Genomic DNA, 26661 nt, shown 5'->3' with positions numbered 1-26661 from the left:
TACTTATTTATTTGCTTGCCGGTTCATACGGGATCGTAAACCAGAAAGTAGATCCCCGGCCCAATTCCGATTCAGCACCGATTTCGCCGCCCAGAGATTGAACAATCGACTCACAAATGGAAAGCCCCAGTCCCGTTCCCTGTACAAAGCTGTCAAATTTAGCAAATCGTTCAAACACATGTGGCATATTTTCCCCGGAAATTCCTTTTCCCGTATCCGTCACATAAAAACGAAGCCTGTCGCCCTGCAGCTCATATCCCATGATGATAGAGCCTTTAGAGGTATATTTGCAGGCATTGCTCAAGAAATTGGACACGACCTGTGTCAAACGGTTCTTTTCCGAATGAATCACATAACCCGGGGAAGGTTGCCGGCAAAGTAGTTCGACACTGTCTTTTACCCGGCATTTATAGACTTGATACAGATTATTGAAAACGTCCGACAGGTCGACATCCGTATAATTGAAATCCAATTGCCCGGCTTCGATCTTCGAAAGGTCAAGAATATCGCTGATTAATTGGAGCAGGAGTTCGTTGTTTGTCTCCACGATCTTGACGTACTCGCCTATCTCCTCCTTATCGTCAGTCGTCACTATCAGGTTGGAAAACCCGACAATTGCGTTGAGCGGTGTCCGTATCTCATGGCTCATATTGGCCAGGAACGCACTCTTCAGGCGATTAGCCTCCTCGGCCTTATCACGCAAGCGGATCAGTTCGTTCGTCATTTTCTGGTCTGTAATATCCGTACGCAGACCGATCAGTTTACTGATCCTTCCATCTTCCTCCTGCCCGTACGGTACGGCATGCATTTCAAACCAACGTTCTCCCAAAGCCGGCGTAATAAGGCGGATCTGGATATCCATCACCTGTGTTTTCCCACTGGCCAGGTCTTCCAGTCCTGCACTCAACAGAGTGGTATCTTCCGGAAAGACAAAAGAGAGGTAATCGTCCAACGGGATGATCGTTTCTTCAAAAACAGTAGAATTCGGGGAATAGAAAGTCCGGGCATCTACGTTATATTCCCACGATATGATCTGTGCCGCCTCCAGTGTAAACTCAAGCTTCAACTTGTTTTCTTTCAGTTCCTGTTCATTCTTACGGATTTCCGTTGTATCGACTGTCGTTGCGACAATATACAACTTGCCCTCCTGGTCTTCGAGCCGCGTCTTTGTGGTAACTCCCCAACGTTTAGGAGCTCCGGTTTCAGGATCATAGAATATCCGGTCAAACGTGATCGGTTCAGCACTTTCCAACACTTTCAGGTCTTCCTCCCTGAACCGTTCCGCTTCCGGATCATTTACCTCAAAATCGTTCTTGCCTAACATGACACCGAAGTCTTCCTCATAAAATTCGGAGACTTTGTTATTGTAAAACAGATAGCGGAACTGGTCATCGACATCCTTAATGAACAGGCCGACAGGCAGGTTATCCATAATCGATTGCAGGAACGTCTTCAACTGTAATATTTCCTTTTCAGCAACGACATGAGGGGTGACATCATGCGAAAAGCAAATGATGGAATCTTTTCCGAAAGGAACGACACGCGCTTTGGTGTAATAGATTACATCTCCCTTTGCATATTTATAATTAAAGACCCTCACCTCGCCGGTCTTTATCGTAGCCCTCAGATTACTGATAAGGCAATCCATCATATCATCGAACGCCTTATACTCTTCGCCTACATCCAACAAGTTACGCCCGATCATGCTTTTGTCATTGCCCCCGTGCAGCACATGCTCCTGCGGATTGATAATATCCAGAATATTCAGTTCCGAGTCATAAATAGTCGCCATATCCGGCATCCGGCTTAAAAGTTCGAGCATCCTGGCATTAGCGGTCCTGTAGGCATCTTCCTTTCGCTTCCGATATAGCAGGACTCCAATGAAAATAACGATCATCAGGATAATCAGGCAAATGAGGAGCACGACTTCCAACGAATGCTCCTCCCACAAAGAAGGGGCCTTATTGTAGAACACCGTACCTTCCGGCAACAGAGATAAATCAAGTCCTGCCGCCACAAAAGTCGGATAATTAATATAATAACGGGGTTGGGAAGGGGTGTACTGGAAAACGGGACTGTTCTCGATCCCTTTGGTCAGGACACTACTGGTAAGAGTAGCGAGATCTTTCCCCATTTCCTCCCCTGAGATGTAGTAACCACCGATATAATTCATGTTTGCTTTTCCCTGATCCAGGGCTTGGAAAAGCGGTATCGAAGTATAATGCGGCAATTCATTATGGAGCTTTGAATGGGCATGGGGATACTGGAGCGCATCCGTGTACCAGCCCGCCGTCAGCAATGCGTACGTATCATCCATCCGGGAGATCGAATCGAGCAATTGTGTCGTGGACAGCTTATTGCCATCCAGATAACAAAAACCGAGTGAATCGGTCTGCTCGCAAAGGGTTTTCAGGTAGTTTTCGAAAAAGGACAGATTATAACGGTTATCATAACAGAAAGCGATGTGTTCCACTTGTGGCTGAAGCCTTTTTATCAACCTGAAGTTTTCGGACAAATAATCTTTATAAGCATATCCCGTCACCTTAAAACCACCAAAAGACTCCTCCATCTGCTGCATTTCCCTGACAGTGAGCAGATCCAGGGCATTCAGGCATTCATAGTCGATAAACGAACCTTTCACGCATCCCAAAACAACAGGCGTATCATGCCAGTCATCAGGGCAAGTAACCCGATAAACCGACCAAGCCTCATTCCCCATCAAAACCACGACCTTGGGCCGTGTCTTATATGCATCGAACAACTGGCGCATCCATTCAGACCAATCTTCAAAGGATGAAGACGATTCGGAGTCCATATATTCGACGGATATTTTCACCCTTGCATCTGTTCTCAGTTGAGTGATAAAAGACGAAATCACCCGGTTCCCTTCTTCTTTAATTGGAGAATAAGAACTAATGACCAGTATCTTCGAACTATTCACTTCCGCCATACCCGCCTGTATGTGGAAAAAGAAAAGAACGAAAACAAGGAAAGATATTATTAACCCGCTTATTGTAGATTTATTGCTTGACTTTACCATTATACTGTTATAACTCGCATCTGCAAAAGTACAGTATTTTTTTCATATCAATGGCTCAAAGTCTTTGTAAATGAAGTCCTCTCTAAACAAAAAACAGCCGTTTGCTCAACAAATCTCCCATCTGCCGTTTCAATGCCGGTGCATTAAGCGGCTTTGAGGTGTAAGCATCGAAGCCACAATTCATAATCCGTTGCTCGTCCGAAGCGAAAGCATAGGCCGTCACAGCAATGATAGGTACATCTGCCGATATCTTACGAATTTCGGCTGTTGCCTCATAGCCATTCATTTCCGGCATATTGATGTCCATCAGGATAATATGGGGTCCGAATTCTTTAAACAGTTCGACCGCTTCCTTCCCGTTCCATGCATGAAGCAGAGTATATTCATGTTTCAGGATCGACTCGAATAATTTAAAGTTACCGACATTATCCTCGGCAATCAAAACGGTTAACCGGTCTTTCTCAACCTTTTTCTTCTCGAACTGATGTTGATGCTTCTCCGGCTTATTGGCAGCAGAACAGGGGAAGGTAAACCAGAATGTCGTCCCTTTTCCTTCTTTCGATTCCACTCCGAGTTCGCCACCCAGATGGTTGATAATCATCTGGCAGATAGAGAGGCCAAGACCTGTCCCCTGGGCAAAAGCGTTCAATTTGACAAAACGCTCGAATATCTTTGCCTGCATATCTTCTGCAATCCCACAACCGGTATCCGTCACATAGAATCGCAATAAATTATCACGTTCCCGGGTATAGCCAAAGCGGATACTACCTTCCGTCGTAAACTTAATCGCATTGGTCGTCAGGTTGGTCAAAACCTGCATCAAACGATTCTTTGGAACAGAGACATAACATTCTTCGGCCCGTTGCTCAAACTGCACTTTCACATCTTTCGCCGCACGAGGCTGCATCATCCGTTCAAATTCATACAACAGATTGTTGATATCGACATCCGAATAGACAAACTCCAATGTTCCGGCTTCAATCTTCGAAAGGTCCAGAATATCGCTTATCAACTGGAGAAGAAGCGCATTATTATTCTCAATAATACTTATATATTCTTCTTTTTCGTCCTGTTCATCCGTTGTCGCCAAGACATTGGAGAAACCGACAATAGCATTTAGCGGAGTACGAATTTCATGGCTCATATTAGCCAGGAATGCCGATTTCAGGCGGTTAGATTCTTCCGCTTTGTTCTTTGCATCGATCAATTCCCGCTCTATGGCTTTACGATCGGTTATAATCAGGGAAGAACCGATCAGCGAGAGAGGATGCCCCTCTTCATCCCTCTTATCTATGGTCGCACGCGCTTCCACCCAATCGAAGCCATGCACGCCTTTTTCAGGGTTATAAACACGGTACTCTTCTCTTACCTTATCAATAGTTCCGGCTATCAGTGACTGATAAGCCTCTCTCACTTTCTTCCGGTCGCTCTTGAATATTTTAGAGAAATAATCAGCCTCCGGTACGCTCAATTGATTTTCATCAAACAAGTCGGAAGCGCTTAAATTGGCTTCCCGGCTTACATCGCAAAGGATTGTTTTTCTCTCTAAATCCCATTTCCAGGGAATAACGTTTGCGACATCCAGGGACATCGACAATTTCTTATTGACAGTGCGCAACAATTGCTGTGCCTTGAAAAGCTCGCTTGTATCGACCATGAAAAGATCCACACAATCCTGTTCGCTGGCTGAAATAATCATCACGCTGAAATAACGGTCTGCCGACTCGATATAATACTGCGTACTCACTTTCTTATTTTGCCCCAGGACCAGATTGCACACATTCAGATACTGCCCGAACTGCTGGTTTGGTAACTCAGAACCTTTCTTTCCGACAAAAAGCGCATTCGTTCCCAATCGCATTTCAAACTCCGGATTTATATCCTTTATTATATAGTCGACAGGAGTTCCGTCAGGACCAAATATCACACGCTGCTTCATATAGCAAATCGGCATATTCTTAACCAGACGGCTATAGCTGCTCATCAGTTTCAGTTCCTTTTCCTGAAATTCCCGTTTTGCGCTCAAACTTAGAATCCTAAAAATAAGAATCAGCAACAGAAAGATTAATACAGTTCCACCTGCGTAAACGTATGTACCGTATTGCTCCCAAAACGTAGGAGGCTTCATATAAAAAACCGTATCGGCCGGGCAAGCCTCCAATGGGATATCCAACCTCTCCAAAACCGGGTAATTCAATACCGGATAAGGACCGTCCGGCATGATGACCGCATCATATATTTTACCTTTTAGCAGTTCGTCTATTGTCTTGAACAAAAGGGATGATATCTTGGCTTTCGGATAATAGTAACCGCCAATCATGCCATTTTTCACAATATCCATATCGTCCAATGTAAATATCGGAAGATTGGTACAAGAACTCAGCATCCGGTAGGTGTCGGAACTCAACATTGTATTTCTTCCCCGCGTCTTCATCAATGTCCATGAATAATAGAGAATCCCGGTATTGGGTCCCGAGTTCTGCAGAACATCGATCAACTCATCTGTCTGCATTTCTCCGGCAGTCAGTGCTTCCAACTTCACTTCCGGGAACGTCTGCATCACGTTCTCCAATGTGCTCTGGTTCTGGGCGCTGATATATTGTTTATCTACAAGAAACAACAGACGGTTCATATCCGGAAGACACCGTTTCATTAAAGAAATCGTCTCACTAATATATTCCGGAACATATACGACAGTCAGGTTCTTACGGCTTTTGACAATATCTCCAAGTTGTATCCTCTCATCAACCGGACAAGCCTGCTTCGACAGATAATAACTGCTCGGACAGATATAATCTTTTTCGACGCAGAACAGAAGCGGTATTTCATCTCCCCAACGCCGCGCCAGTTCATCCCGCAGCAAGACATACGAACTATTCCCTAAAAGGACAACCATAACAGGAGGTTTCTCCCTGTATTTTTCTGATAGTTCATCGATAAAGGCATTTACATCCTCCTCTGTTTTCATCAGCATCACATCCATATGCTCTGTATAAGCATTGATACTGTCATTATCCGTAATCATACGCTCATAGATAGGGGTTGTAAAAACCCGGCTCCAGGGAGTAGATTCCGTATAAGAATTTATGATGAGAACATAATCAGGTTGCTTTGTCGCGGGAGAAGCAAAGGCAGATGTTAACGATGCCAATACCATTAAGCAGGTTAACAAAAAACTACTTTTATAACGATCTAACAAATTCATGTCATCATTTTCACCTAAGATCAATCATATAAAACCTATGAAAATCAAAGTAAATAATGGCCGCAAAGGTATTGATTTATTCCCAACAATAAAACTTTAGCGCATAAATTAGTAAGAATTGACTTATTACCCGACAATATAACGGGCTTTTTTGCCCATCAAACGGTTAATCGCATACACAATCAGCCATGAAACGCAGAACGCGACAACTGCCGCCGCCGGTATCTGCAAAGCGACCGGCACATCCAAAGCACGCATCAGCACAACGCCCGGACCGGTGAAGAAGTAATGTATCATATAGATGCCGAACCCGCAAACTGTCAGGTTTGCCAACAAACTTTTCATCTTTTCAGAGCGCACTTTCACCTTCTTCGCCAACAGGAAAAGCGGCAGGGTCATCATCACGACATTCAGGGAACAATACGTGAAGAACAGTTCCAGCAACTCTTCGCTGTATTCCGGCAATGCCGTAACATACCGGAAGCCGAAGAAGGTCACGGCATAGCCAACCAGGAACATCGGGATTCCAAATGCTAAAATCCGGCCCAACTCCCAATCACGATTACGCAGATAATGCCCCAACAGCAGATACCCGTTGAAGCCGGCAAAATAATACAACATATTGAAGGAGTTCCAGGAACAACCGCCCCAGATATAAGGCGAAACAAACTGATAGTAGTAAGGCAGTAACGTCGTCACGCCCCAGGCAATCAGGAACCACAGCTTGGCCCGTTCAGAAGCTTTCTCCACCCAGGCAGAGAAGATAGGCATATAAAGATAGAGACCTATCAGCAAATAGATATACCACATATGCACATCCACAATTGAGAAATTCTCCGGAATCTCAGCAATGTATTTCAAGGAAACAGCCAACGACTGCCGGGTGACCTCCTCGCCCGAATAAGGGAAAAAGTTTAGGATCACATCCGGAGACAAGCCGAGCAATCCCGTTATCCAGGGAAAAAGATTATAAAGAACCGACCAGATCAGGAAGGGCCAGAAAACACGGCTGATTCTTTTCTTGTAGAAAACCGACGTATCGCCACGAACCGGCAACAGCAAAGCCCCCGTAATCATCACAAACAGGGGCACGCAAGGGCGGAGAAAAGCCCCATAGGCTGCTCCCCAGAATTTAATCTGTTCGATATTGGCAGGCGGCTCGCCCGGATAGAAGTTAAACGGGTCCGCGCAATGGCAACAAACCACGGTAAACATAGCGACAAAACGTACGACATCGAGCCAAACGATATGTCCCGATTGGCGAACGGCCGGATTCTGACTCTGCATCATCATGATATTAGATATTTATTTAGTGTTTCTATTCTTCTGTTTCTTGTAAAGCTCTTCTGGTAGCTTCCGCACCTTCCTCTATCATCCCCGCCGCTTTATTGAATTGCAACAGGCTGTATTTCCTGCCCGGCACACGTATGACGATATCCGGTCGGCAAGCGGACACGGAGCACTGGATCAGCCGCTGCACAAGGGTGGTCATGGATTCGATCAAAAGAGAATACTTATTGTTTTTAAGCTGCCTGGGATTGCCGGACACACGTTCTTCGGGAGCTCCTGCAATGACAGCCACCAACAAATCGCCTTCCGTACGTTTCACCCGCGACAAAGGCAAAGGGTTACTGATTCCGCCGTCCACCAGGAGCATGCCCTCTTTTTCAACAGGCTTAAAGACAAAAGGCAACGAAATGGATGCCCGGACAGCTTCGTAGAGGCTGCCTTGTTCAAAGACAACTTCCCCGTCAGTCAGGAGATTTGTCGCAACAGCCGTATAAGGGAGCGGTAACTCTTCGATATTCAAATCCGGCATAATCCCTTCCAGCTCTTTCAATATCTTATCCCCCTTCAGAAAGCCTTTCTTAGAGAAACTAATATCCAACAGCTTCCATATCCGGCGCAAATCGAGCCCGCACAAAGCCTCCTTGCACTTCTGCAAATTACCCGTAGCATAAGCCGCCCCGATCAAAGCCCCCATCGAACATCCGGCTATCGACGATATTTCATACCCCTGCCTCTCCAATTCTTCAATCACACCGATATGGGCTATTCCACGTGCCCCACCGGTCGAAAGAACTAAAGCTACTTTTTGTTTATCCATAATTCTTGAGAAAATCAATCTTAATAGACTGTTTCAGCGCATAAAAGTAATATTTTCAGGACACACATCCCATTAAAAGTATTCTTTTTACGATCCAACACTCAATAATAATTTATTTATGTTACCTTTGTAAATCATCGAATCATCAAAAATAAATCTAATCAGATATGAAAGCAAGATATTTATACGGAATGTTGCTGCTGTTTTTATCAGCAACCTGTTTCACCGCTTGCAGTGACGATGAAGACGAATATTTAATATGGGATTTTTACCCGATTATCCTTCAGATAGCCGTACAAGATGCTCAGGGTAATGACCTGTTGAATCCTGAAACACCCGGATCTATCGCCAACTCCGGCATAAAAGCCATATATAAAGGCGTTACCTATGAAAAAGATTCTGTCATAAATCCTACGAAAGCTTATATGGCCCACTTTGGTGGTTTGCAAACGGTAAAAGCTGAAAACGGACAGTATATCCTAACATTCGGGGAGTTTAATGGCGATGATACTTTTGACCATGAAGAAGTAGTAATCGACTGGAATGACGGAACTAAGGATGTGATCAACTTTTCAAGCAAGCTGACCTGGAAGTCGAAAAAAGAACCTGTTTTCAATCGGGAATTTCTTTTAAACGGGAAAAAGATCGACACACAATACGGTGTATTCTCTATTATAAAAGAACCGGTTATTTTACCTTTTAATCGAAAATAGTACTTTTGTACAAAGTACCAGAATATGAACTTTGAATCAAATTATGGAATTACAGGTTATTCAGAATAAAATATATGAAGTCAGAGGTCAAAAGGTGATGCTCGACTTTGATTTGGCTGAACTTTATGGAAGTGAAACCAAACGACTAAAAGAAGCCGTAAGAAGAAACCTCAAACGTTTCCCCAGCGATTTCATGTTCGAACTAACGAAGGAAGAGTTTGAAAGTTTGAGGTCGCAAATTGCGTCCTCAAACTACTGAAGATAATACACACTATTAAAAAGGAGGACTTATGCGCATTAAAAATTATTTCATCGCTATCTTGTCCCTGTGCGTCTTTTTACAAGCCAAGGCAACAGGGCTATCGGGAGATATTATCTCATTCGATGGAGAGAGTTGGGTTTTAATGGCTAAACCGATAAATATGGATTCCGCTTTGTATAAGCATTTGATGGCTTTTATTCCTGATAATCATATTGTCTCAACAGGTAATTGGGAAGGATATACAGCCTTTTGGGAAATACAGGACGATTATCTTTGTCTGCAGCACATAGAAGTATATGTATATGATAAGACAGGCCAGGAAGATTCCACATTGATATACAATACGGAAGCATTACAAATGCCCTTTACCTCCTATTATGAGAATGGAAAAATCCAAGCACGTTGGCTAAGCGGTGAATTTCGAGCCGGAAAAGGTGATTTAGTAAGATATGTACACTCGGGATTCGACCGTAACATGGCAACAGAGCGAATACTACACATTACCAATGGAAAAGTAGTGGAAACGGCTACTTTCCATAACTATAAAAAGCCCGGACTGAATATGAAGGATGTACAAGATGAAATTATTCGCAGGTTTCCATGGGAGCGTTTCCCTGAATATAAAGGTCAGCAAATAATTTTTGCAATAAAAAATATTCAAATGACCGATGACGGACATTTGAAAGATTGCGAAATATATTCCATTTCCCTACGTCCTATGCGAAAAACAATAGAGGATGGCAATCATCCTTTGGTAATAGCTCTCAAAGAGACATTGAAATCTATTCACCCATGGGAAATCCTGTTTATCAACGGAAAGTACACACTAAAATATACAAATTTTTCGATGGGTATAAAACAATGATCGGCAAATATAACGGCCTCGTAGGGGCGGTTCGCGAACCGCCCAAATAGCGACGTTGTCTTAGGGCTGTAAGCCCGGCAGATCTCACCGATAAATCATTATTTATGGTTCACTTAGTATATCCCAAACCAACGAGTTGCGAGGAGTAGAAAAGAAAAACGGAGAGAGTATTCCTACTTTCTCCGTTTCAGTACCCAGACCCGCATTTGAAATATTAAATATTGGAATATTTTAATTAATCCTATTAAACTCAATAGTTAAACATAATTATCTTATAATCAACGTAATAAAAGAATATTATGTTTATTCTGATTGAAAAAGATAAAAATAAATTTAGGATGATTGGGAACAATTTGGGAACAATTTATTATCTTTGCAGCAGAACTAAAAGCATTAATTATGAAAGTTACAGCATTCATTCGTAAGACGGCAAAAAAGAACGATACAGATAGTATGGCAACAATCTATTTTCGCTTGCGTGATGGTAAGAAAGATATTAAGGCTGCAAGTGAACTTGTTATCAATCCGAATCATTGGAGTAGTGAAAAGCAGGGTTACAAAGATCGTGTTGCGCTGGTTTCTGAAGAGAATAAATTGCATTTGACACAAAGCGTACAAGATATTGTGTCAATGATTACCGAGCAATATACGGCAGAAGCTGATAATGAATGGTTGGCAATGATTATCGACAAATATCATCACCCCAATCGATATAAGACTGAGGAAGAGTTGATGTTGGAAAATAAGCCTAAACTTTTGGAACTCTTTGCTAAATTTCTTGTTGAACACAAATTATCTGCAGTACGTGTGAAAAACTTTAAAGTTATTCAGCGTTCTTTGGCTCGATATGAAATGTATGTCAGAACCGTCAAACGTGGTCGTCGTGACTTCATTCTTGATGTTGATGATGTAACAGCTGATACTTTGAGAGATATGTGGGATTTCTTTGAAAATGAACATATCTACTATGAGAAATATCCTAAGTTGTATGAGGCTTTTCCTGAAAAACGGATACCTTTACCAAGAGGCAAGAATACTTTGATAGATAGGTTTTCTCGTATCAGGACATTCTTTATATGGTGTTACGATAAGAAAATCACAACCAATCGCCCATTTGATGAATTTCCATTAGACGAATGTACCTATGGGACACCTTATTATATTACCTTAGATGAGCGTGACCAAATATTTGATGCAGACTTATCTGAACACCCACAGCTTGCAATTCAACGAGATATTTTTATTTTTCAAACTTTGATAGGTTGTAGAGTTAGCGATTTATATCGGCTGACCAAAAGAAACATAGTCAATGAGGCTATAGAATATATCCCTAAAAAGACCAGAGAGGGTAATCCTGTAACTGTTAGAGTACCCTTGAATAGCAAAGCAAAGACAATATTAGCTCGCTATAAGGACTATGGGGGTGCAAAGTTGTTTCCATTTATATCAGAACAAAAGTATAATGTGGCTATCAAACGCATTTTTCAAGAAGCAGGTGTAGATAGGATTGTAACAATCTTAGATCCTTTGACACATGATGAGGTGAAGCGACCGATATATGAGGTAGCAAGTAGCCATTTGGCAAGACGAACATTCATTGGCAATATCTATAAAAAAGTAAAAGACCCCAATCTGGTTTCTGTGCTATCAGGACACAAGGAGGGAAGTAAAGCATTTAGGCGTTATAGAGATATTGACGAAGAAATGAAGAAAGACTTGGTAAAACTTTTAGACTAAATCCAACAATGAAAGAAAGTTTTGAAGATTTTAAGCGACTTATAAAAGAATGGCTTGATACGCATCCGCAAGAATATGGCTCATTTGTTGAGGAAATGAACCGTAAAGATAGTGCAGGTTTCCAAAAAGTCTTTATGCTGGTTGTAAAGATTGTACCGAAATATAAAGACGAGGTCAAGAAAAGAATGTTCAACGATACATTAAAGGAATTTTCCTCTTTGGAAAATATGCTAACTAATTCAGACCTTGCAGAACGCTTGATACATGAATTTCATAATACTGACAGGAAATCAATAGTTCCAGCAATGCTTGCATGGTTATATTTTGGTCGTAGTTATGAATGTATGGTAGAACATGGTGAGAGCCTTATTCAAAACAGCAAGACCAACCGACTGCACAAATGGATGCTTTCGTTGATGATAAAATACATTATTCGCAGAAGTGTATCATCGGGGGAAAGAACAAAGGAAGACTGGAAAGAGTTTCAACAATACCAAAAAGCTATAGACTCCGATGAACTTATCGAATCTGCTTTAGAAGAGGGAGCCTCCATCATTGATAAACCAGCCGTAAGTAGTAAAAGGCGTGGCAGACCTAAAGATGAGAGAACCTTAGAAGAGCTTCTAAAGCCTGTAGAAAAGAAAGAGTTGATTTCAAAAATAAGAACTCGGATATTAACCAAGCCAAAGGAGAAAGACATTGTTTATCTTAAAATTGCTTTGGAAGAGGATTGCTTACTCGAAGAATGTGATATTGCACCGTTCTACAGAGCATTGTCAGACTATTTCAATGTTCGTCTAATAGGACTTCGAGGTGTTCAGAATGCCTACAAGGAACTTTCCGAGAGCATAGGAAAGACTGGAATAAGGTTAATGGACAGAGGAGAAGATCGTACTTCGATAGATGAAATCAAAGCCTTTTTATCAGAATAAAAGTTCGTTTAATTCGCTTAATCTTTATATGAATTAAGCGTTTGGTAAATCATTGAAAAGCAATCATTTCACGATATAATTTTGCGGTCGTCATCTCAAATGAGGTGGCGACTTTTTGTTTATTAACCCACCGACAACAGAAAGTCAAACAAGCAGGTGGAGTCTAAAAATTATGACGGATATTTTGTCTATCATTCAAGGCTCTAACGCACATGTGCGATTAGAGGTTTCTGGTGAGGATTTGTTGGCATTTTCGAACGACCTCATTAACCGTGCCAAAGACGAGCTAACTACTATTGTCGAAGAAGCACGTAAAGAACGCTTTCTTTCAAAGGAAGAGGTAAAACAACTTTGTGGTGTCTGTGATGCAACCTTATGGCATTGGGGTAAAAAGAACTACCTGAAGCCAATAAAGGTTGGTAACAAAGTCAGATATAAAATGTCTGACGTGCAAAAGATTTTAGGAAACCACACTTCAAACATCTAATATCATGGTACAGGAAGATTTTATCCGTGTTGGCACAACCTTATACAAGATTGTAAACCAACCACGCATCAATGGCGGTTTTGTCAAGAAGCGTATCGTGTGGAACAATGAGACGCTACGGCAGGACTATGGCAAGGATTTCATTGCCACAGTCCCGAAGTACGATGGTTTCTGCACAGTCCCTAATCATGTGGATTATCAGCCTGTGATTGATAAATTCCTGAATCTCTATGAGCCGATAGGACACCAGCCAAAAGAAGGAGAGTTTCTGCATATTGACTCCCTGGTAAGACACATCTTCGGGGAACAATACGAGTTAGGTATGGACTACTTGCAGTTACTCTATCTCCAACCAGTGCAAAAACTCCCCATCCTACTGATGGTGTCAGAAGAACGCAATACAGGTAAGAGTACGTTCCTCAATTTCCTCAAAGCCGTATTCCAGAACAACGTAACTTTCAACACCAACGAAGACTTCCGCAGTCAGTTCAATGCGGATTGGGCAGGTAAACTGCTTATTGTGGTGGACGAGGTATTGCTCAATCGCAAGGAAGACAGTGAACGATTGAAGAATCTCAGCACAACGCTTTCCTATAAGGTGGAAGCAAAAGGCAAAGACCGAGACGAAATCTCCTTCTTTGCCAAGTTCGTGCTGTGTTCCAACAACGAGTTGCTCCCAGTCATCATAGATATGGGAGAAACCCGATATTGGGTAAGAAAGATAGAACGTCTTAAAAGCGATGACACCGACTTTCTGCAAAAGCTGAAAGCCGAAATTCCTGCCTTTCTCTATTTCCTGCAGCACCGAACGCTGTCCACCCACAAGGAAAGCCGTATGTGGTTTGCGCCCAAGCTGACCTTTACGCCAGCTTTGCAGCGCATCATCCGCAGTAACCGAAACAAGTTGGAACTTGAAATGTCAGAACTGTGTCTTGACATCATGGAAATGAATAACGTTGAGGAAGTCTCTTTCTGTATCAATGACATGATGCCACTTTTGAGTAACACGCAATGCAAGTACGACAAAGGACAGATAAGGAGGATAGTGCAGGACATCTGGAAACTCACACCTGTGTCCAATACACTGACTTATACAACATATCAGTTAAGTTACAACACTCCCTTGTATTATTCGCCCATACGAAGGACTGGCAGATTTTATACAATCACCAAAGAACGACTATTGAATTTCTAAACAAGTTTATATCTATTATTTTGATGAAATGATGAATAATCAGTATAAAGCACATAATACAAGCAACTTATACTTTCATCATTTGCTCATCATGGATATTTTGCTGATGAAAAAAGAAAAGGATATTTTTTCTTTTCGCCAGCATTATCTATTTGACGAGTAATTTGGTGAAAACATGATGAGAGGTTAACTATCTGATAAACACACAGATAAATCCTCATTCATCAATTCATCAAAATTATCAACTCTTCAAAACCGTACAATTATGAATATCAACGATATCAAGCAAATCAAGTTGCATGACTTTCTTGCTGCAATAGGCTGTAAGCCTGTAAAACAATATGGCGTAAACCTCATGTATCTCTCGCCACTAAGAGAAGAGAAGCACGCATCGTTTAAAGTAAATACAGAAATCAATCAATGGTACGATTTCGGTATTGGCAGGGGTGGCAATATCATCACCCTTGCAGAGTTGCTCTACAATTCCTCTGATGTATCTTATCTCATTCGTCAGATTGAGCGTAATGCACCAAGCAGTGTATCAGTCAGTCTGCCCACAGCCAAGCCAATCACACCGCAGAACTCCTTTGAGCATCTTCAAGTGCTTCCTCTCATTCATCCAGCCCTAATCAAATATCTTGGAGAAAGGTGTATTGATGTTGAAACGGCAAGAACCATATGTAAGGAGCTGCACTTTGATACAAGGGGCAAACATTACTTTGGTATTGGTTTCCCCAATATCGCAGGTGGCTACGAAATACGCAATCCGTTCTTCAAAGGCTGCATTGCCCCAAAAGACATCAGCCATTTCTATGCAGAGGAGCCGAAGAAAGTATGTTTTGTTTTTGAGGGCTTCATGGACTTTCTGTCATTTATGACGCTCCGAAGAAAAGAGAATGACGGACTGAAACGGCAAGATTATTTGGTACTCAATTCCGTATCGAATGTTCACAAGGCATTAGAGCCATTATCACACTATGAGCATGTTCAATGCTTTTTGGATAATGACGAAGCAGGACGGAAAGTATACCAAGCGTTGCTTACCGATCTTAAAATTCATGTCACCGACTCGTCAAGGCTTTATGCTGGCTGCAAGGATCTCAACGAGTTCCTTTGCCGTCAGAACACGCTCCCGCAGAAGCCTGTTAGGAATTTACGAAGAGGGTTATAAAACCATAGTCTTTTTCCCTCTTGCCTACGGAGTTTTTATGGCAATAAAATGCCATAGCTCATTAGGGAATTTTTCGAGCCGCATTACAAGTAATGCTAAAAATTCCCAATGAGCCAAGGGCGTTACACCCCTCTGGACTTCCAGTTTTAATAATCGGTGCTTACATCATCTTGTAAAGTTGATGATGTAAGTACCTCTACAACGAACTAAAAAATTTTTATGATATGGCAAATTTTGTAGTTCTCCATCTGGAGAAAGCAAAGGGGGCAGATGCCAAGATGTCTGCCCATATCGAACGGACTTTCATTGCTGCTAACGTGGATGAAAGTCGCATACACCTCGACCGAGAGTTGATTGCTTTTCCCGAAAGTGTGAAATCAAGGTCGGCAGCCATCGAGCACAGAATCAAGAATGCCAACCTCAAACGGAAGGTGGGAAAGAATCAAGTTCATGCCATCCGTGTGATGCTCTCTGCAAGTCCTGAAGCAATGGAGAGAATTGAGCAGGAAGGCAGACTTGATAATTGGTGTGAGCAATCGGTAGAATGGATGCAGGAAACCTTTGGCAAGGAAAATCTTGTTTCAGCCGTTTTGCACTTAGATGAAAAAACTCCGCATATCCATGCTACCATCGTTCCCATTGTAACGGCTACTCGAAGAAAGAAGAAGTCGGAGGAAAACGTGAAGAAGCATTATCGCAAGAAAGCAGAGGGCGCACGACTGTGTGCAGATGATTTGATGACACAAGCCAAGTTGAAGAATTACCAGACATCGTATGCCAATGCCATGCAGCCTTTTGGTTTGGAGCGTGGCATTGATGGTTCGGAAGCAAGACACATCTCTACTCGTGAGTATTACACCGAGCAATACCGAAAGGCTGAAAATCTTAAAGAGGATATTTCTCTTTTGGCAGAGCAAAAGGAGAAAGTAGCAGAAGATTTGTCAAAGGCAAAATCAGAACTGAAGCAGACCACCCTGAAAAAGGACATTAGCAATGCGAGTTCTAATGTGGCTCGTGCCATTGGTTCTCTTTTCACAAGCAAAGACCAACAGGTTATAGCAGACCTTAACAAACAGCTCTTCGAAAAAGACAGGGTAATCACTACGCTTAAGAATACCATCCGTGAACGTGAAGCTGTGATTGAAACGGAGAGAGGCAATGTGGAATCAGCAGAAAAGGAATTGGAACAATTTAGGCGAGATATAGAGAAATGGTATCCTGGAATCTGCATCAATGTGGCTTTTGCCAATAGGTGTTCATGTTCCTATCGGATCAGTGATGAGGTTGTCAAACAGTTATTGGGTGGAAAAAGTGTTTTATGTTCTGGAAAGTTCAGACCTATGGGTGAGAAAGTTCCGTTTGAGCTCGATAATGCAGTATTCTCTTCCAAGACTGTGAAGCAAGGCTATCGTGATTTGTTTATCAATGGCGTATCTGTTGATGATATGATAAAGAATAGGCGTAACCAATGGTATCTTGACAGGAAGCAAAGGGAAGCTATCGAAAGGTTACAGAGGACTTCAAGGGGGAGAAGAATGTAAATTTTATGATTTTCGCATATTAAAGGAGTAATATCTAATTCTATTTTTTGAAGTTGGATGTTACTCTTTTACACTCATAGAGAGTGGCTATTTATGTTTATTGCAGTTAAATTGAATCTTGGGGCATTCTTTATATTACAGTATAATGATGAGTAAAAAAGTGAGAATAATTTGTTTATTTCAAATAGAAGTATTATATTTGCCAAATAAAGACAAATCAATTGTTGACAAATATGTTGTTTGCTGATAAATTAAAAGAGTTAAGGGAAGGGAAACGATTGCTTCAAAGGCAGTTGGCTTCTGCATTGGAGATAGACACCCCTATGTATAGCCGTATTGAAAGGGGGGAAAGAAAAGCCAAAAGAGAACAAGTCATTTTATTGGCAAAGTTACTTGGCGCAAACGAAAAGGAACTTTTGCAATTATGGCTCGCAGATAAAGTCTATGACGTTTTAGCAGAAGAAGATTGTGCTGATGGAGTAATTAATATGGTTGCAGAAAATATACGCGAATATGGAAAATAATATTCAAGATTTTGTTAATAAAGTTATTGAAGATGACTGTCTGAAAGTCATGCCAAATATTCCAGACAAATCTATTGATATGATTTTGTGCGATTTACCTTATGGGACAACACAAAATAAGTGGGATTCTGTCATTGACTTAAATAAGCTTTGGCAACAGTATATGCGTATAATAAAAGATAATGGTGCTATTGTCCTGACAGCACAAGGTCTTTTTACTGCAAAACTGATTTTAAGCAACGAGGATTGGTTCAAATATAAAATAGTTTGGATAAAATCAAAATCAACGAATTTCTTAAATGCCAAGAAACAGCCTTTGCGAAAACATGAAGATATTTGTGTGTTTTATAAACAACAACCCACATATAATCCTCAAATGACAAAGGGAGAGAGTTATGATAAGGGTATTCGCAAAAATCAATATACAGGAAGTTATGGAGATTTTAAGCCACGGCATGTTCAAAGTAATGGTATGCGTTATCCAAATGACGTTCTGTTCATGGACTATAATGAATTGCCAATAGAAGACTTTTTGTATGTTAAAACGGCAGAGTCAGAAGGACCAGTATATCATCCTACTCAAAAGCCTATTGAGTTAGGACGATACTTAATAAGAACTTTCTCTAATCCTGGGGATATTATTCTTGATAATGCTTGTGGTAGTGGCAGCTTCTTAGTTGCGGCAGCAATGGAGCATAGAAAGTATATCGGAATCGAAAAAAATCAGAACGTAATGCTTCATAAAGTCAAAGCAATAGACTACATTCAAGTATGTGCTGATCGTCTTGCAGAGATTACGGCAAGGCAGCACGATGAAAAAAAACAGCCTGTTATACAAGGTTTATTTGATAACAAAGTATATGCATCAACAGTTAAATAGCAGTCATGGCAAAACTTGATATAAAGAGGAATGAGCGAGATTGGGCAGGGCAGTTGATTAGCTGGATAAAGTCTGCCATAGATAGAAAAACTACAGTTTTTCAAGATGCGACCAATGATACTGGCGTAAAGATGAAATCAGGAAGAACTAAATTTCCTGATGTTCTTCTTTTCGTTGATAAGACTTCTGGTGTAATATTCAATGGATGGGAATTGAAATTTCCAGATACTGCTGTTGATGATGCTGTTATGTTGGAGAATGCACTTGAAAAGGCACAGAAATTACATTCTGATTCCTTTGTTACATGGAATGGTGCAGAAGCTATAATTTGGCATATCAACGATGAAGAATATACACTTGACAACCTGTCAAAATTAAAGGTTTATCCAAAAGTTTCAACAATCAATAGTCGTGAAGACTTAGCCGATCCTATAAAGTTTGCACAGCATGAGCCATTATTGAAAGCACGTACAGAGGAAATTTTGCATGATTTAGATTCTTTGTACCGCAATGGAGCTTTGAAACCAGCGCTTGATATTTCTAAAAATATAATTTCTGCAGTACGAGAAGCATCTACTATTATTATTCCACAATTTCAAAAGGCGATAATTCAGGAGAAGGGTAATAATCGTGCGTTTAGAGATGAGTTTAATAAATGGAAAATTTATGAAAGTTCCACTTTGAAGATTTTAGAATCCTCATCAAGAAAGAGAGAACATGTCATACCAGAGCAGGTGTTGGCAAAGTTTACGTTCTACAACTTGATAGGCAAAACCATTTTCTATTTGACTCTTTGTGAGAATTTAAGTGGAGAGTTGGAACCAATTACTTTTGATGAAAGTGAGTCTGCTAAAGATTTATTGAATAGCTATTTTGACAAAGCAAAGAAGATAGATTATCAAGCTATCTTTAGACCGTATTTTACAGATAGTATAGAATATTCTGATTTGACCGATAAAGCGATTTATGCTCTATTGGAGGTGCTGACCGCTTTTGATTTCAAGGTGTTACCAACAGAAGTTATTGGACATATATTGGAAAACCTTGTGCCTGATGATGAAAAGCAGAAATTTGGTCAATATTTTACTAATGAGGTATTGGCAAACCTTGTGGCTTTCCCTGTTGTTAAGACTAATAAGGACGTATTGTTCGACCCTACTTGTGGGACTGGTACTTTTCTAAATTCTTTTTATGAGATTTTACGAGCTTTAGGTACAAAGGAGCATGGGGAACTACTAAAGCAGATATGGGGTAATGATGTATCTCATTTCCCTGCAATTTTATCTGTTATCAACTTATATAAGCAAGATGTAGTGGCTACAGACAACTTCCCTCGTGTTATGCGTAATGATTTCTTTAATTTGGAAGTTGGAGAAAAGGTAGTTTTTCCTGATTCGCATGACCATAATAAGCATATTGATGTACCTCTACCAACTTTTGATGGTATAGCAAGCAATTTCCCATTCATACAGCAGGAGGATATTCCCAATGAAAAGCTGTCGGCTTTCTTTAGAGAGCAATTTGAGAGTGAGCAACAGGCATTTTTGAAAGATAATACTTTCAAAATCAATGAGCGTTCTGATTATTTTACATATTGTGTTTATAATGCAGATAGATTCCTTAAACCTGATGGTTGTTTGTCTGCAATAACATCGAATGCGTGGTTAGGAAAAGAATATGGATTCCAATTCAAGAAGTTCTTATTAGATAACTTCCATATACGGTATGTTGTAAAGAGCAATGCAGAACACTGGTTTAAGGATTCTCTGGTGTCCACTATATATTTTGTATTGGACAAGACACAAAGCAGTGAGCCAACAAGGTTTATCACGCTCAATCGTAAGTTGAGCGAATTGTTTGTGGGAGAATCTAAAAACGAACAAATACAGCAAATTGAAGATTTTTATAGTGATATAGATAATTGTAATGACCCACGTAATGATTTGTGGGAGAAGGACAATTTCTTTGATGATCTATATAAACGTAAAGATGGAAGTTTATCTGTTTGCTTGGCATCTAAGGAATGTTTGTTAGATAGTCTTGAAAGCAAGACTAATTGGGGACAGTTTTTTCTTTCCACCAATCTATTTGGTAGCTTTGAAAGTTGTTTAACCCAATATTATCCAGCCATCGTAAAAGTGTTTAGAGGAGAGCGAACAGGTTGGAATCCAATGTTTGTTATCAAAGGAGAAAATGTAAAGGCTTCACACATTAACGAAAAGTATTTAGTTCCGTATGTGAAATCTTCATCGGAGCTACAACAAATAGAGTTTGATGGAGATTACAACTTTAGAGCATTTGTCTGTCAAGACAAAATAAATTCAACGGATAAAGGGACTAAATCGTGGATTAATAAGTTTGTGAAAGCACTAAATAAAAATGGAACTCAGACGATACCTGAAGCATGCGCAGGGCATCGTCCATATTGGTACTCTTTGAATCCAAAGAAGGCGCATATCATTACTGCTGTTAATCCATACGAACGCTTTTTCTTTACGTATTCTAAAGAGCCATTTGTAATTGATCAGCGTTTGATAGCAATGCAGGTACAAGAAGGTTATAATGTAGAACTGATAGCGGCTTTGCTCAATTCTGTCATTACATTCTTAATTCTCGAAATGCGGGGCACTTCACGAAATTTAGGTGCTTTAGATTTGAATGCTGACTTCCTTAAGCAGCTTAATATTCTAAATCCTAACTTATTGAGTAAAAAAGATGCAGATGCAATAATCACAGCATTTCAGCCATTAAAAAACCGAGCCATTAATTCTGTAATTGATGAAGTAACTCGTACTGACAGACGTAATTTTGATACTACTATTATGAAGTGTTTTGGATTGGACGAAAATTTACTTGATATTCTTTATAATATTCTAATCACTTCCGTTAGAGATAGAGTTTCTATGTCTGGAAGATAGGATGTATTGTTGAATAATGGACATATGGGATGATACAAAAGATTGTTATTAAAAATACAGCAACCTTTGATACAGAAGGTGTGGAAATTGATAATCTCAAAAAGATTAATTTTATTTACGGAGCAAATGGTTGTGGCAAAACTACCATATCTAACATTATTGCTTCTCCAGATCAATATGTAGATAGCTCTGTTGTTTGGATATCAGATAATAAGGATGATGTTCTTGTATATAATAAAGCCTTTCGTGAAAAGAATTTTGGAACGAATAATATCCCTGGAGTTTTTACTTTGGGTGAAGCAACTAAAGAACAAATAGAAGAATTAGAACAAAAGAAGAAAAAGCTGCACGAGCTTAACCAGCAAGGGATACAAAAAAGAAATGTGCTAGAAAAAAAGAAACAAGAACTGGAGGAAGTAAAAAAACAATTTTATGAAAGTTGTTGGACGCGTATAAAAAACAAATATAATTCTTTATTTAAGGAAGCCTTCGTAGGCTTCTTAAATAGTAAAGTAAACTTTGCTCAAAAAGTTATAGCTTCTGCCGAAAAAGCAGGGAGTGGTGCTGGAATCAAATATGATGATTTGGTTTCTCGTGCGGCAACATTATTTGGCGAAATGCCCTCTCTTATACAACCCATACCGCTATTAATGGAGGTAGGAAACATACAAGAATTAGAAGAGAATGTGATTTGGGAAAAGAAAATCGTAGGTAAAGCTGATGTTGCTATCGCTCCTCTTATTGAGCGCTTAGGAATTAGCGACTGGGTAAATAATGGTAGATTACTTTTAGAAAAAGATTCTGAAGTTTGTCCTTTCTGTCAGAAGAAGACGATTGATCAGCGTTTTCGTGAAGATATTGAAGCATACTTTGACGAAACTTTTACACAGGATTCAAGGACGTTAAAGGAAATTTCTAACTTATATTTGGGACTAAAAGAAAGTATTTCTAATCAATTAGCTAATATTCTTGAAAGAGAAAGACTATCACCAACTATGCTTGATTTAGATCTCTTCGATGCTAACAGGACTTCATTAATTCAGGTATTTTCACGTAATAAAGAAATTATTGAAAACAAATTAAAGGAGCCAAGCCGTAGTTTGACTTTGCAGAGTTCTAAGAACTTAATTTCATGGTTTAATGAGGCAATAACACAAGCTAATGATAAAATAAAATCACATAATGATATTGTAAGTAACTTTTCAAAGGAGAAACAGTTGCTAATAGATGATGTCTGGAATTATATAATAAAGGAAGAAAAAGATTTAATCGATTCTTTTATGAGAATAAAGTCTGGATGCGAGACTGGTATATCCAATCTTGATAAGGGGTTAAATAACTTGCGCTATCAATATTCTGTACTAAACGACGAAATCAAAGAAGGTAATAAGAATGTTACAAGCGTTCAAGCATCCGTTGATGAAATTAACAAGACATTATCAGCATATGGATACACAAGTTTTTCGATAGTTCCTGTTGAAGAACATTATTATCAAATAAAACGAGAAAATGGTGAAATTGCTAACAGTACATTAAGTGAAGGAGAAATTACTTTTATTACATTTCTATATTTTATGCAGTTAGTTAAGGGAGGAAAAACGCCAGAGACAGCTAATAGCGATAGAATAATAGTAATAGATGATCCTATTTCCAGTCTAGATAGTACAATATTGTTTGTTGTAAGTTCCTTGATAAAGGAAGAAATCAAGAAGATAAAAAGAGGAGAAAGTAATATCCTTCAGTTGATATTATTAACCCATAATGTATATTTTCATAAAGAGGTTTCATTTATTGATGGAAGGACAGGTAAGAATAAAGATACATGGTTTTGGATTTTAAGGAAGAATAATAATAGAACAACTATTCAATGCTTCGAGCAGGAAAACCCAATTCAAGGGTCTTATGAGCTTTTGTGGAATGAGCTAAGGAATAAGGACAAGATTTCAATTATAACATTGCAAAATACAATGCGAAGAGTTTATGAAACTTATTTTAAGGTATTGGGGAAATATGATGATGATTACATTCTGCAAAAATTTCCCAGTTTGCAAGAAAAAGAAATATGTCGCTCTCTGTTATGCTGGGTAAATGATGGCTCTCATTGTGTTCCCGATGATTATAGTGTAATTCCAGACCAAGAGCAAGCTGAAAGATATCTAGAAGTGTTTAAACAAGTTTTTGAAGTTACTGGGCATGTACAGCATTATAACATGATGATGGGTATCGAAGAAGCTGGTTAACAAATGCCGATTGGGAACAATTTGGGAACATTCATAAAATATGAAAAAGCTAAGTGTTTGGCAATAAATCACTTAGCTTTTTACTTCGTACCCAGAGCCGGGATCGAACCGGCATGGAAGTGAATCCACTGGTGTTTGAGACCAGCGCGTCTACCAATTCCGCCATCTGGGCATTTGTTTTTTCTAATGCGTTGCAAAGGTAGGCATTATTTTTAAACCTGCAAGGGTTTGTCGCTTTTTTTTCATTTTATATCTTCTTAGTAGTTGAAGGCAGACTAAATACCGGAATATTTCGTTAACTTTGTAAGAGTAAAACTAAAAAACAACCTGAATCATCATGAAAGATAATTATTGCGTTATCATGGGCGGCGGGATTGGTAGCCGCTTCTGGCCTTTCAGCAGAGAAAGTTACCCGAAACAATTTCTCGACTTTTTCGGCACAGGCCGGTCGCTGCTACAGATGACATTCGATCGTTTCTCTAAAATTATTCCGGTCGAAAATATTTATATCGTAACGAATGAACAATACGCATCACTTGTAAAAGAACAACTGCCCGAACTGGAAGAAAGGCAGATCCTATTGGAGCCCGCACGCCGGAACACAGCTCCATGCGTCGCTTATGCAGCCTATCATATCAGGGCTTGCAACCCGAACGCGAATATTGTCGTTGCTCCCTCCGACCATTTGATACTGAAGGAAGATGTCTTCCTGAAAGACGTGCAAAAGAGCCTCGACTTCGTAAAAGACAACAACGCCTTAGTGACCTTAGGTATCCGCCCGAGCCGCCCCGAGACAGGTTACGGATACATCCAGAGCAGCGACGTCATGTTAGGAGAGTTCACCAAAGTAAAGACATTCACCGAAAAACCGAATATCGAGTTAGCTAAAGTATTCATGGAAAGCGGCGAGTTTTTCTGGAACTCCGGCCTCTTTGTTTGGAACGTCAACTCGATACTGGAGGCATTTGCAAAATTCCTCCCCGATATTTCCCTCCGTTTCGACCTGGGAAAAGAGAAATTCAATACGGAAGAAGAACGGGGATTTATTACCGAAAACTTCCCCTACTGCCTGAATATCTCCATCGACTACGGCATCATGGAGAAAGCGGATAATGTCTATATGTTGTGCGTCGACTTCGGTTGGGCCGACTTAGGGACATGGGGATCGCTGTTCGACCTCGCCCAGAGGGACGAACAAAACAATGCGCTGCTCAAAAGCGAAGCGATGTTGTACGAAAGCACCGGCAATATCATTGCACTCGACAATCCCAAACGCCTCGCCGTCATACAAGGGCTTAATGATTGCATCGTAGCCGAATCCGGAAATGTCCTTCTGATCTGCAAGAAAGAAGACGAACAGCGGATCAAACAATATGTAGCCGATGTCCAGATGAAGTTCGGCAAAGAATTCAATTAAATAATAAACAAAAAGGCTGTATCAAAAACCCCTCGTTCCCGCGCTTGACGCGGGATCGCATTAGAACTGGCAGTATAACAACTGATTGACAAGACCTGTTCTCTTGCGGCCCCGCGTCAAGCGCGGGGACAAGGATATTTTGATACAGCCACGTTTAAACTAACCGTTCTTCTTTCCCAACCCCAACAGGAACTCGATCAGTGACCTCACAAACTCCAAAATCGACCTTACTTTACTCATACGCTTTCTTTTTTTAATTACTGATTAATAATTGAATCTGGCGTGCGATCGACACCAACATCTTCCGGTATGCCGCCCGGTTGTCGCCGTTCACCTCGCTGATGTAGCGGCTGTAGGCGATCTCCTGCGCATAGGCCGCCGGGTAAGCACTGACTGCCGCCGCCTGCGGATAAGCGGTAAAGACGAGGCGGGCAAAATCCAGAAAACTATGCTCCGGCGTGTCGTAGCGGCGAAACAACAAGCCCCCGTTCCCCAAGTCCGTCTTCCCGCCATGCCAGTACGCATTTGTCACCCCATAGCCCATAATCCCGAAGAAATTATGATACTTCACCGCTAACGTGCTCTCTCCCCAACCCGATTCGATTGCCGCCTGCGCCAATATCACCACCGGATTCATCCCATACAGCTCACCCGCCATACGCGCCGCCCCGCCATACCCTTTCACAAACACCCCCTTCTCCATAATCTTTTAATTCTTAATTTCTTAATCTTAATCTTAAACTTTCAACTTTCCCCTTTCAACTCTCAACTCTCAAAGGATTCCCGGTCTCTCAACAGGCGGTTTCCCCGGTTCCAGCAGTATGTGTTCACCTTTTACCGTCAGTGTCAGGTTGCGTAACAAAGTGCCCGGACGGAAACAGAGACGGGGCCGGCGAAGCTGCGACGCTTGAAACACATCCTCCGACGTGCTTCCGGAACTGCCCAATATATACTGGAAATTACCCAACTCGCCAAGCTGCACCACTTCGCCACGTTCCAACGATTTTGCCATGAATTTTGTCATCCGGTCTACCACCAGTTTGACATCGCCACTCGAAGCCGTCGAGCTCTCCGCTATCAAATCGCAGAGTTCGTCAAAGGTGCAGGTACGCGTGGCGCGTGTCTGTGCATAATAGAGAAACTCCTTCCCCTCTTCCACTTTCTTACTTATGTTCTTCCGCAAAACCAAATGATACTTTATTCCCATAAACGTTACTTTTTTAAATGATTAATAAGGACTGTCTTGTAATTAATTACACTGTAAAGATACAGCGCAGCCCACCCCTCTTTGAAGACACGGGCGACAGGGCGTGACATCCCCGCCTTTTATTACCGATTACCACCGGAAACATTTGATAATGTGAGATTTATTCTGTATATTTGATTAATTAAAAACACAAGAAAATGACAACAACAACCTTCCGCAT

The 26661-nt window shown here is 40.7% G+C and carries 19 protein-coding genes, 1 tRNA gene and 1 pseudogene; 14 read left to right on the top strand and 7 right to left on the bottom strand.

What is annotated here, in order from left to right; translation table 11 throughout:
* Positions 1-7 precede the first annotated feature (7 nt).
* The 4 genes from DWW90_RS13485 to DWW90_RS13470 form a co-directional block, all read right to left on the bottom strand.
* Positions 8-2950 carry a PAS domain-containing sensor histidine kinase gene (locus tag DWW90_RS13485; RefSeq protein ID WP_233547754.1) on the bottom strand — a complete coding sequence of 981 codons (2943 nt, stop codon included), beginning with the start codon at positions 2948-2950 and terminating at the stop codon, positions 8-10.
* Between the two features lie 172 nt (positions 2951-3122).
* Positions 3123-6212 (bottom strand): ATP-binding protein, encoded by a 3090-nt coding sequence (locus DWW90_RS13480; protein WP_233547752.1) that lies wholly within the window; start codon positions 6210-6212, stop codon positions 3123-3125.
* Between the two features lie 159 nt (positions 6213-6371).
* A complete protein-coding gene (locus tag DWW90_RS13475; protein ID WP_122345378.1) occupies positions 6372-7535 on the bottom strand; it encodes an acyltransferase in 1164 nt (387 codons plus the stop codon).
* Between the two features lie 28 nt (positions 7536-7563).
* Positions 7564-8352 (bottom strand): patatin-like phospholipase family protein, encoded by a 789-nt coding sequence (locus tag DWW90_RS13470; protein WP_122345337.1) that lies wholly within the window; start codon positions 8350-8352, stop codon positions 7564-7566.
* Positions 8353-8519: 167 nt separating this feature from the next.
* Between DWW90_RS13470 and DWW90_RS13465 the strand changes: the two genes are divergently transcribed.
* From DWW90_RS13465 to DWW90_RS13405, 13 genes and pseudogenes are all read left to right on the top strand, one after another.
* The gene (locus DWW90_RS13465; protein ID WP_122345336.1) at positions 8520-9065 is read left to right on the top strand and encodes a hypothetical protein; all 546 of its coding nucleotides are present in this window, start codon (positions 8520-8522) and stop codon (positions 9063-9065) included.
* Between the two features lie 43 nt (positions 9066-9108).
* A pseudogene (locus DWW90_RS13460) lies at positions 9109-9318 on the top strand (ORF6N domain-containing protein); the annotation flags it as partial.
* Positions 9319-9355: 37 nt separating this feature from the next.
* A complete protein-coding gene (locus DWW90_RS13455) occupies positions 9356-10192 on the top strand; it encodes a hypothetical protein (RefSeq protein ID WP_115501448.1) in 837 nt (278 codons plus the stop codon).
* A gap of 399 nt (positions 10193-10591) precedes the next feature.
* The gene (locus DWW90_RS13450; protein ID WP_122345335.1) at positions 10592-11929 is read left to right on the top strand and encodes a site-specific integrase; all 1338 of its coding nucleotides are present in this window, start codon (positions 10592-10594) and stop codon (positions 11927-11929) included.
* A gap of 8 nt (positions 11930-11937) precedes the next feature.
* Positions 11938-12861, top strand: coding sequence for a DUF6043 family protein (locus tag DWW90_RS13445; protein WP_122345334.1), 924 nt, complete (start codon positions 11938-11940; stop codon positions 12859-12861).
* A gap of 172 nt (positions 12862-13033) precedes the next feature.
* The gene (locus tag DWW90_RS13440; protein WP_118866624.1) at positions 13034-13348 is read left to right on the top strand and encodes an AlpA family transcriptional regulator; all 315 of its coding nucleotides are present in this window, start codon (positions 13034-13036) and stop codon (positions 13346-13348) included.
* A gap of 4 nt (positions 13349-13352) precedes the next feature.
* On the top strand, positions 13353-14543 hold the full coding sequence (locus DWW90_RS13435) for a primase-helicase family protein (protein WP_122345333.1): 1191 nt from the start codon (positions 13353-13355) through the stop codon (positions 14541-14543).
* A 265-nt stretch (positions 14544-14808) separates the two neighbouring features.
* A complete protein-coding gene (locus DWW90_RS13430) occupies positions 14809-15714 on the top strand; it encodes a toprim domain-containing protein (protein ID WP_122345332.1) in 906 nt (301 codons plus the stop codon).
* A 224-nt stretch (positions 15715-15938) separates the two neighbouring features.
* Positions 15939-17255: a MobV family relaxase gene (mobV, locus tag DWW90_RS13425; protein WP_122345331.1), complete on the top strand. Its 1317-nt coding sequence runs from the start codon at positions 15939-15941 to the stop codon at positions 17253-17255.
* A gap of 233 nt (positions 17256-17488) precedes the next feature.
* Entirely contained in the window at positions 17489-17779 is a 291-nt protein-coding gene (locus DWW90_RS13420; protein WP_122345330.1) for a helix-turn-helix domain-containing protein, read from the top strand.
* On the top strand, positions 17769-18659 hold the full coding sequence (locus tag DWW90_RS13415) for a site-specific DNA-methyltransferase (protein WP_122345329.1): 891 nt from the start codon (positions 17769-17771) through the stop codon (positions 18657-18659). Before DWW90_RS13420 ends, DWW90_RS13415 begins: the two co-directional genes overlap by 11 nt.
* 5 nt (positions 18660-18664) lie before the next feature.
* Positions 18665-21577 carry an N-6 DNA methylase gene (locus DWW90_RS13410; RefSeq protein WP_122345328.1) on the top strand — a complete coding sequence of 971 codons (2913 nt, stop codon included), beginning with the start codon at positions 18665-18667 and terminating at the stop codon, positions 21575-21577.
* Between the two features lie 29 nt (positions 21578-21606).
* Complete coding sequence (locus DWW90_RS13405) at positions 21607-23817, top strand: AAA family ATPase (protein ID WP_122345327.1); 2211 nt, start codon at positions 21607-21609, stop codon at positions 23815-23817.
* Positions 23818-23905: 88 nt separating this feature from the next.
* Here DWW90_RS13405 and DWW90_RS13400 read toward each other — a convergent pair.
* Positions 23906-23989, bottom strand: a tRNA-Leu gene (locus DWW90_RS13400).
* Positions 23990-24154: 165 nt separating this feature from the next.
* Here DWW90_RS13400 and DWW90_RS13395 point away from each other — a divergent pair.
* Positions 24155-25234, top strand: coding sequence for a mannose-1-phosphate guanylyltransferase (locus DWW90_RS13395; protein WP_122345326.1), 1080 nt, complete (start codon positions 24155-24157; stop codon positions 25232-25234).
* A gap of 253 nt (positions 25235-25487) precedes the next feature.
* Here the strand turns inward: DWW90_RS13395 and DWW90_RS13390 are convergent, their stop codons facing one another.
* Together DWW90_RS13390 and DWW90_RS13385 are read right to left on the bottom strand one after the other, a co-directional pair.
* A complete protein-coding gene (locus DWW90_RS13390) occupies positions 25488-25937 on the bottom strand; it encodes a glucosaminidase domain-containing protein (protein ID WP_122345325.1) in 450 nt (149 codons plus the stop codon).
* Between the two features lie 69 nt (positions 25938-26006).
* Entirely contained in the window at positions 26007-26441 is a 435-nt protein-coding gene (locus DWW90_RS13385; protein ID WP_115501430.1) for an HU family DNA-binding protein, read from the bottom strand.
* Positions 26442-26661 lie beyond the last annotated feature (220 nt).

Source organism: Parabacteroides sp. AF17-28 (genome assembly GCF_003479205.1).
Lineage (GTDB): Bacteria > Bacteroidota > Bacteroidia > Bacteroidales > Tannerellaceae > Parabacteroides > Parabacteroides acidifaciens.
This window is presented reverse-complemented; position numbering and strand designations above follow the sequence as displayed.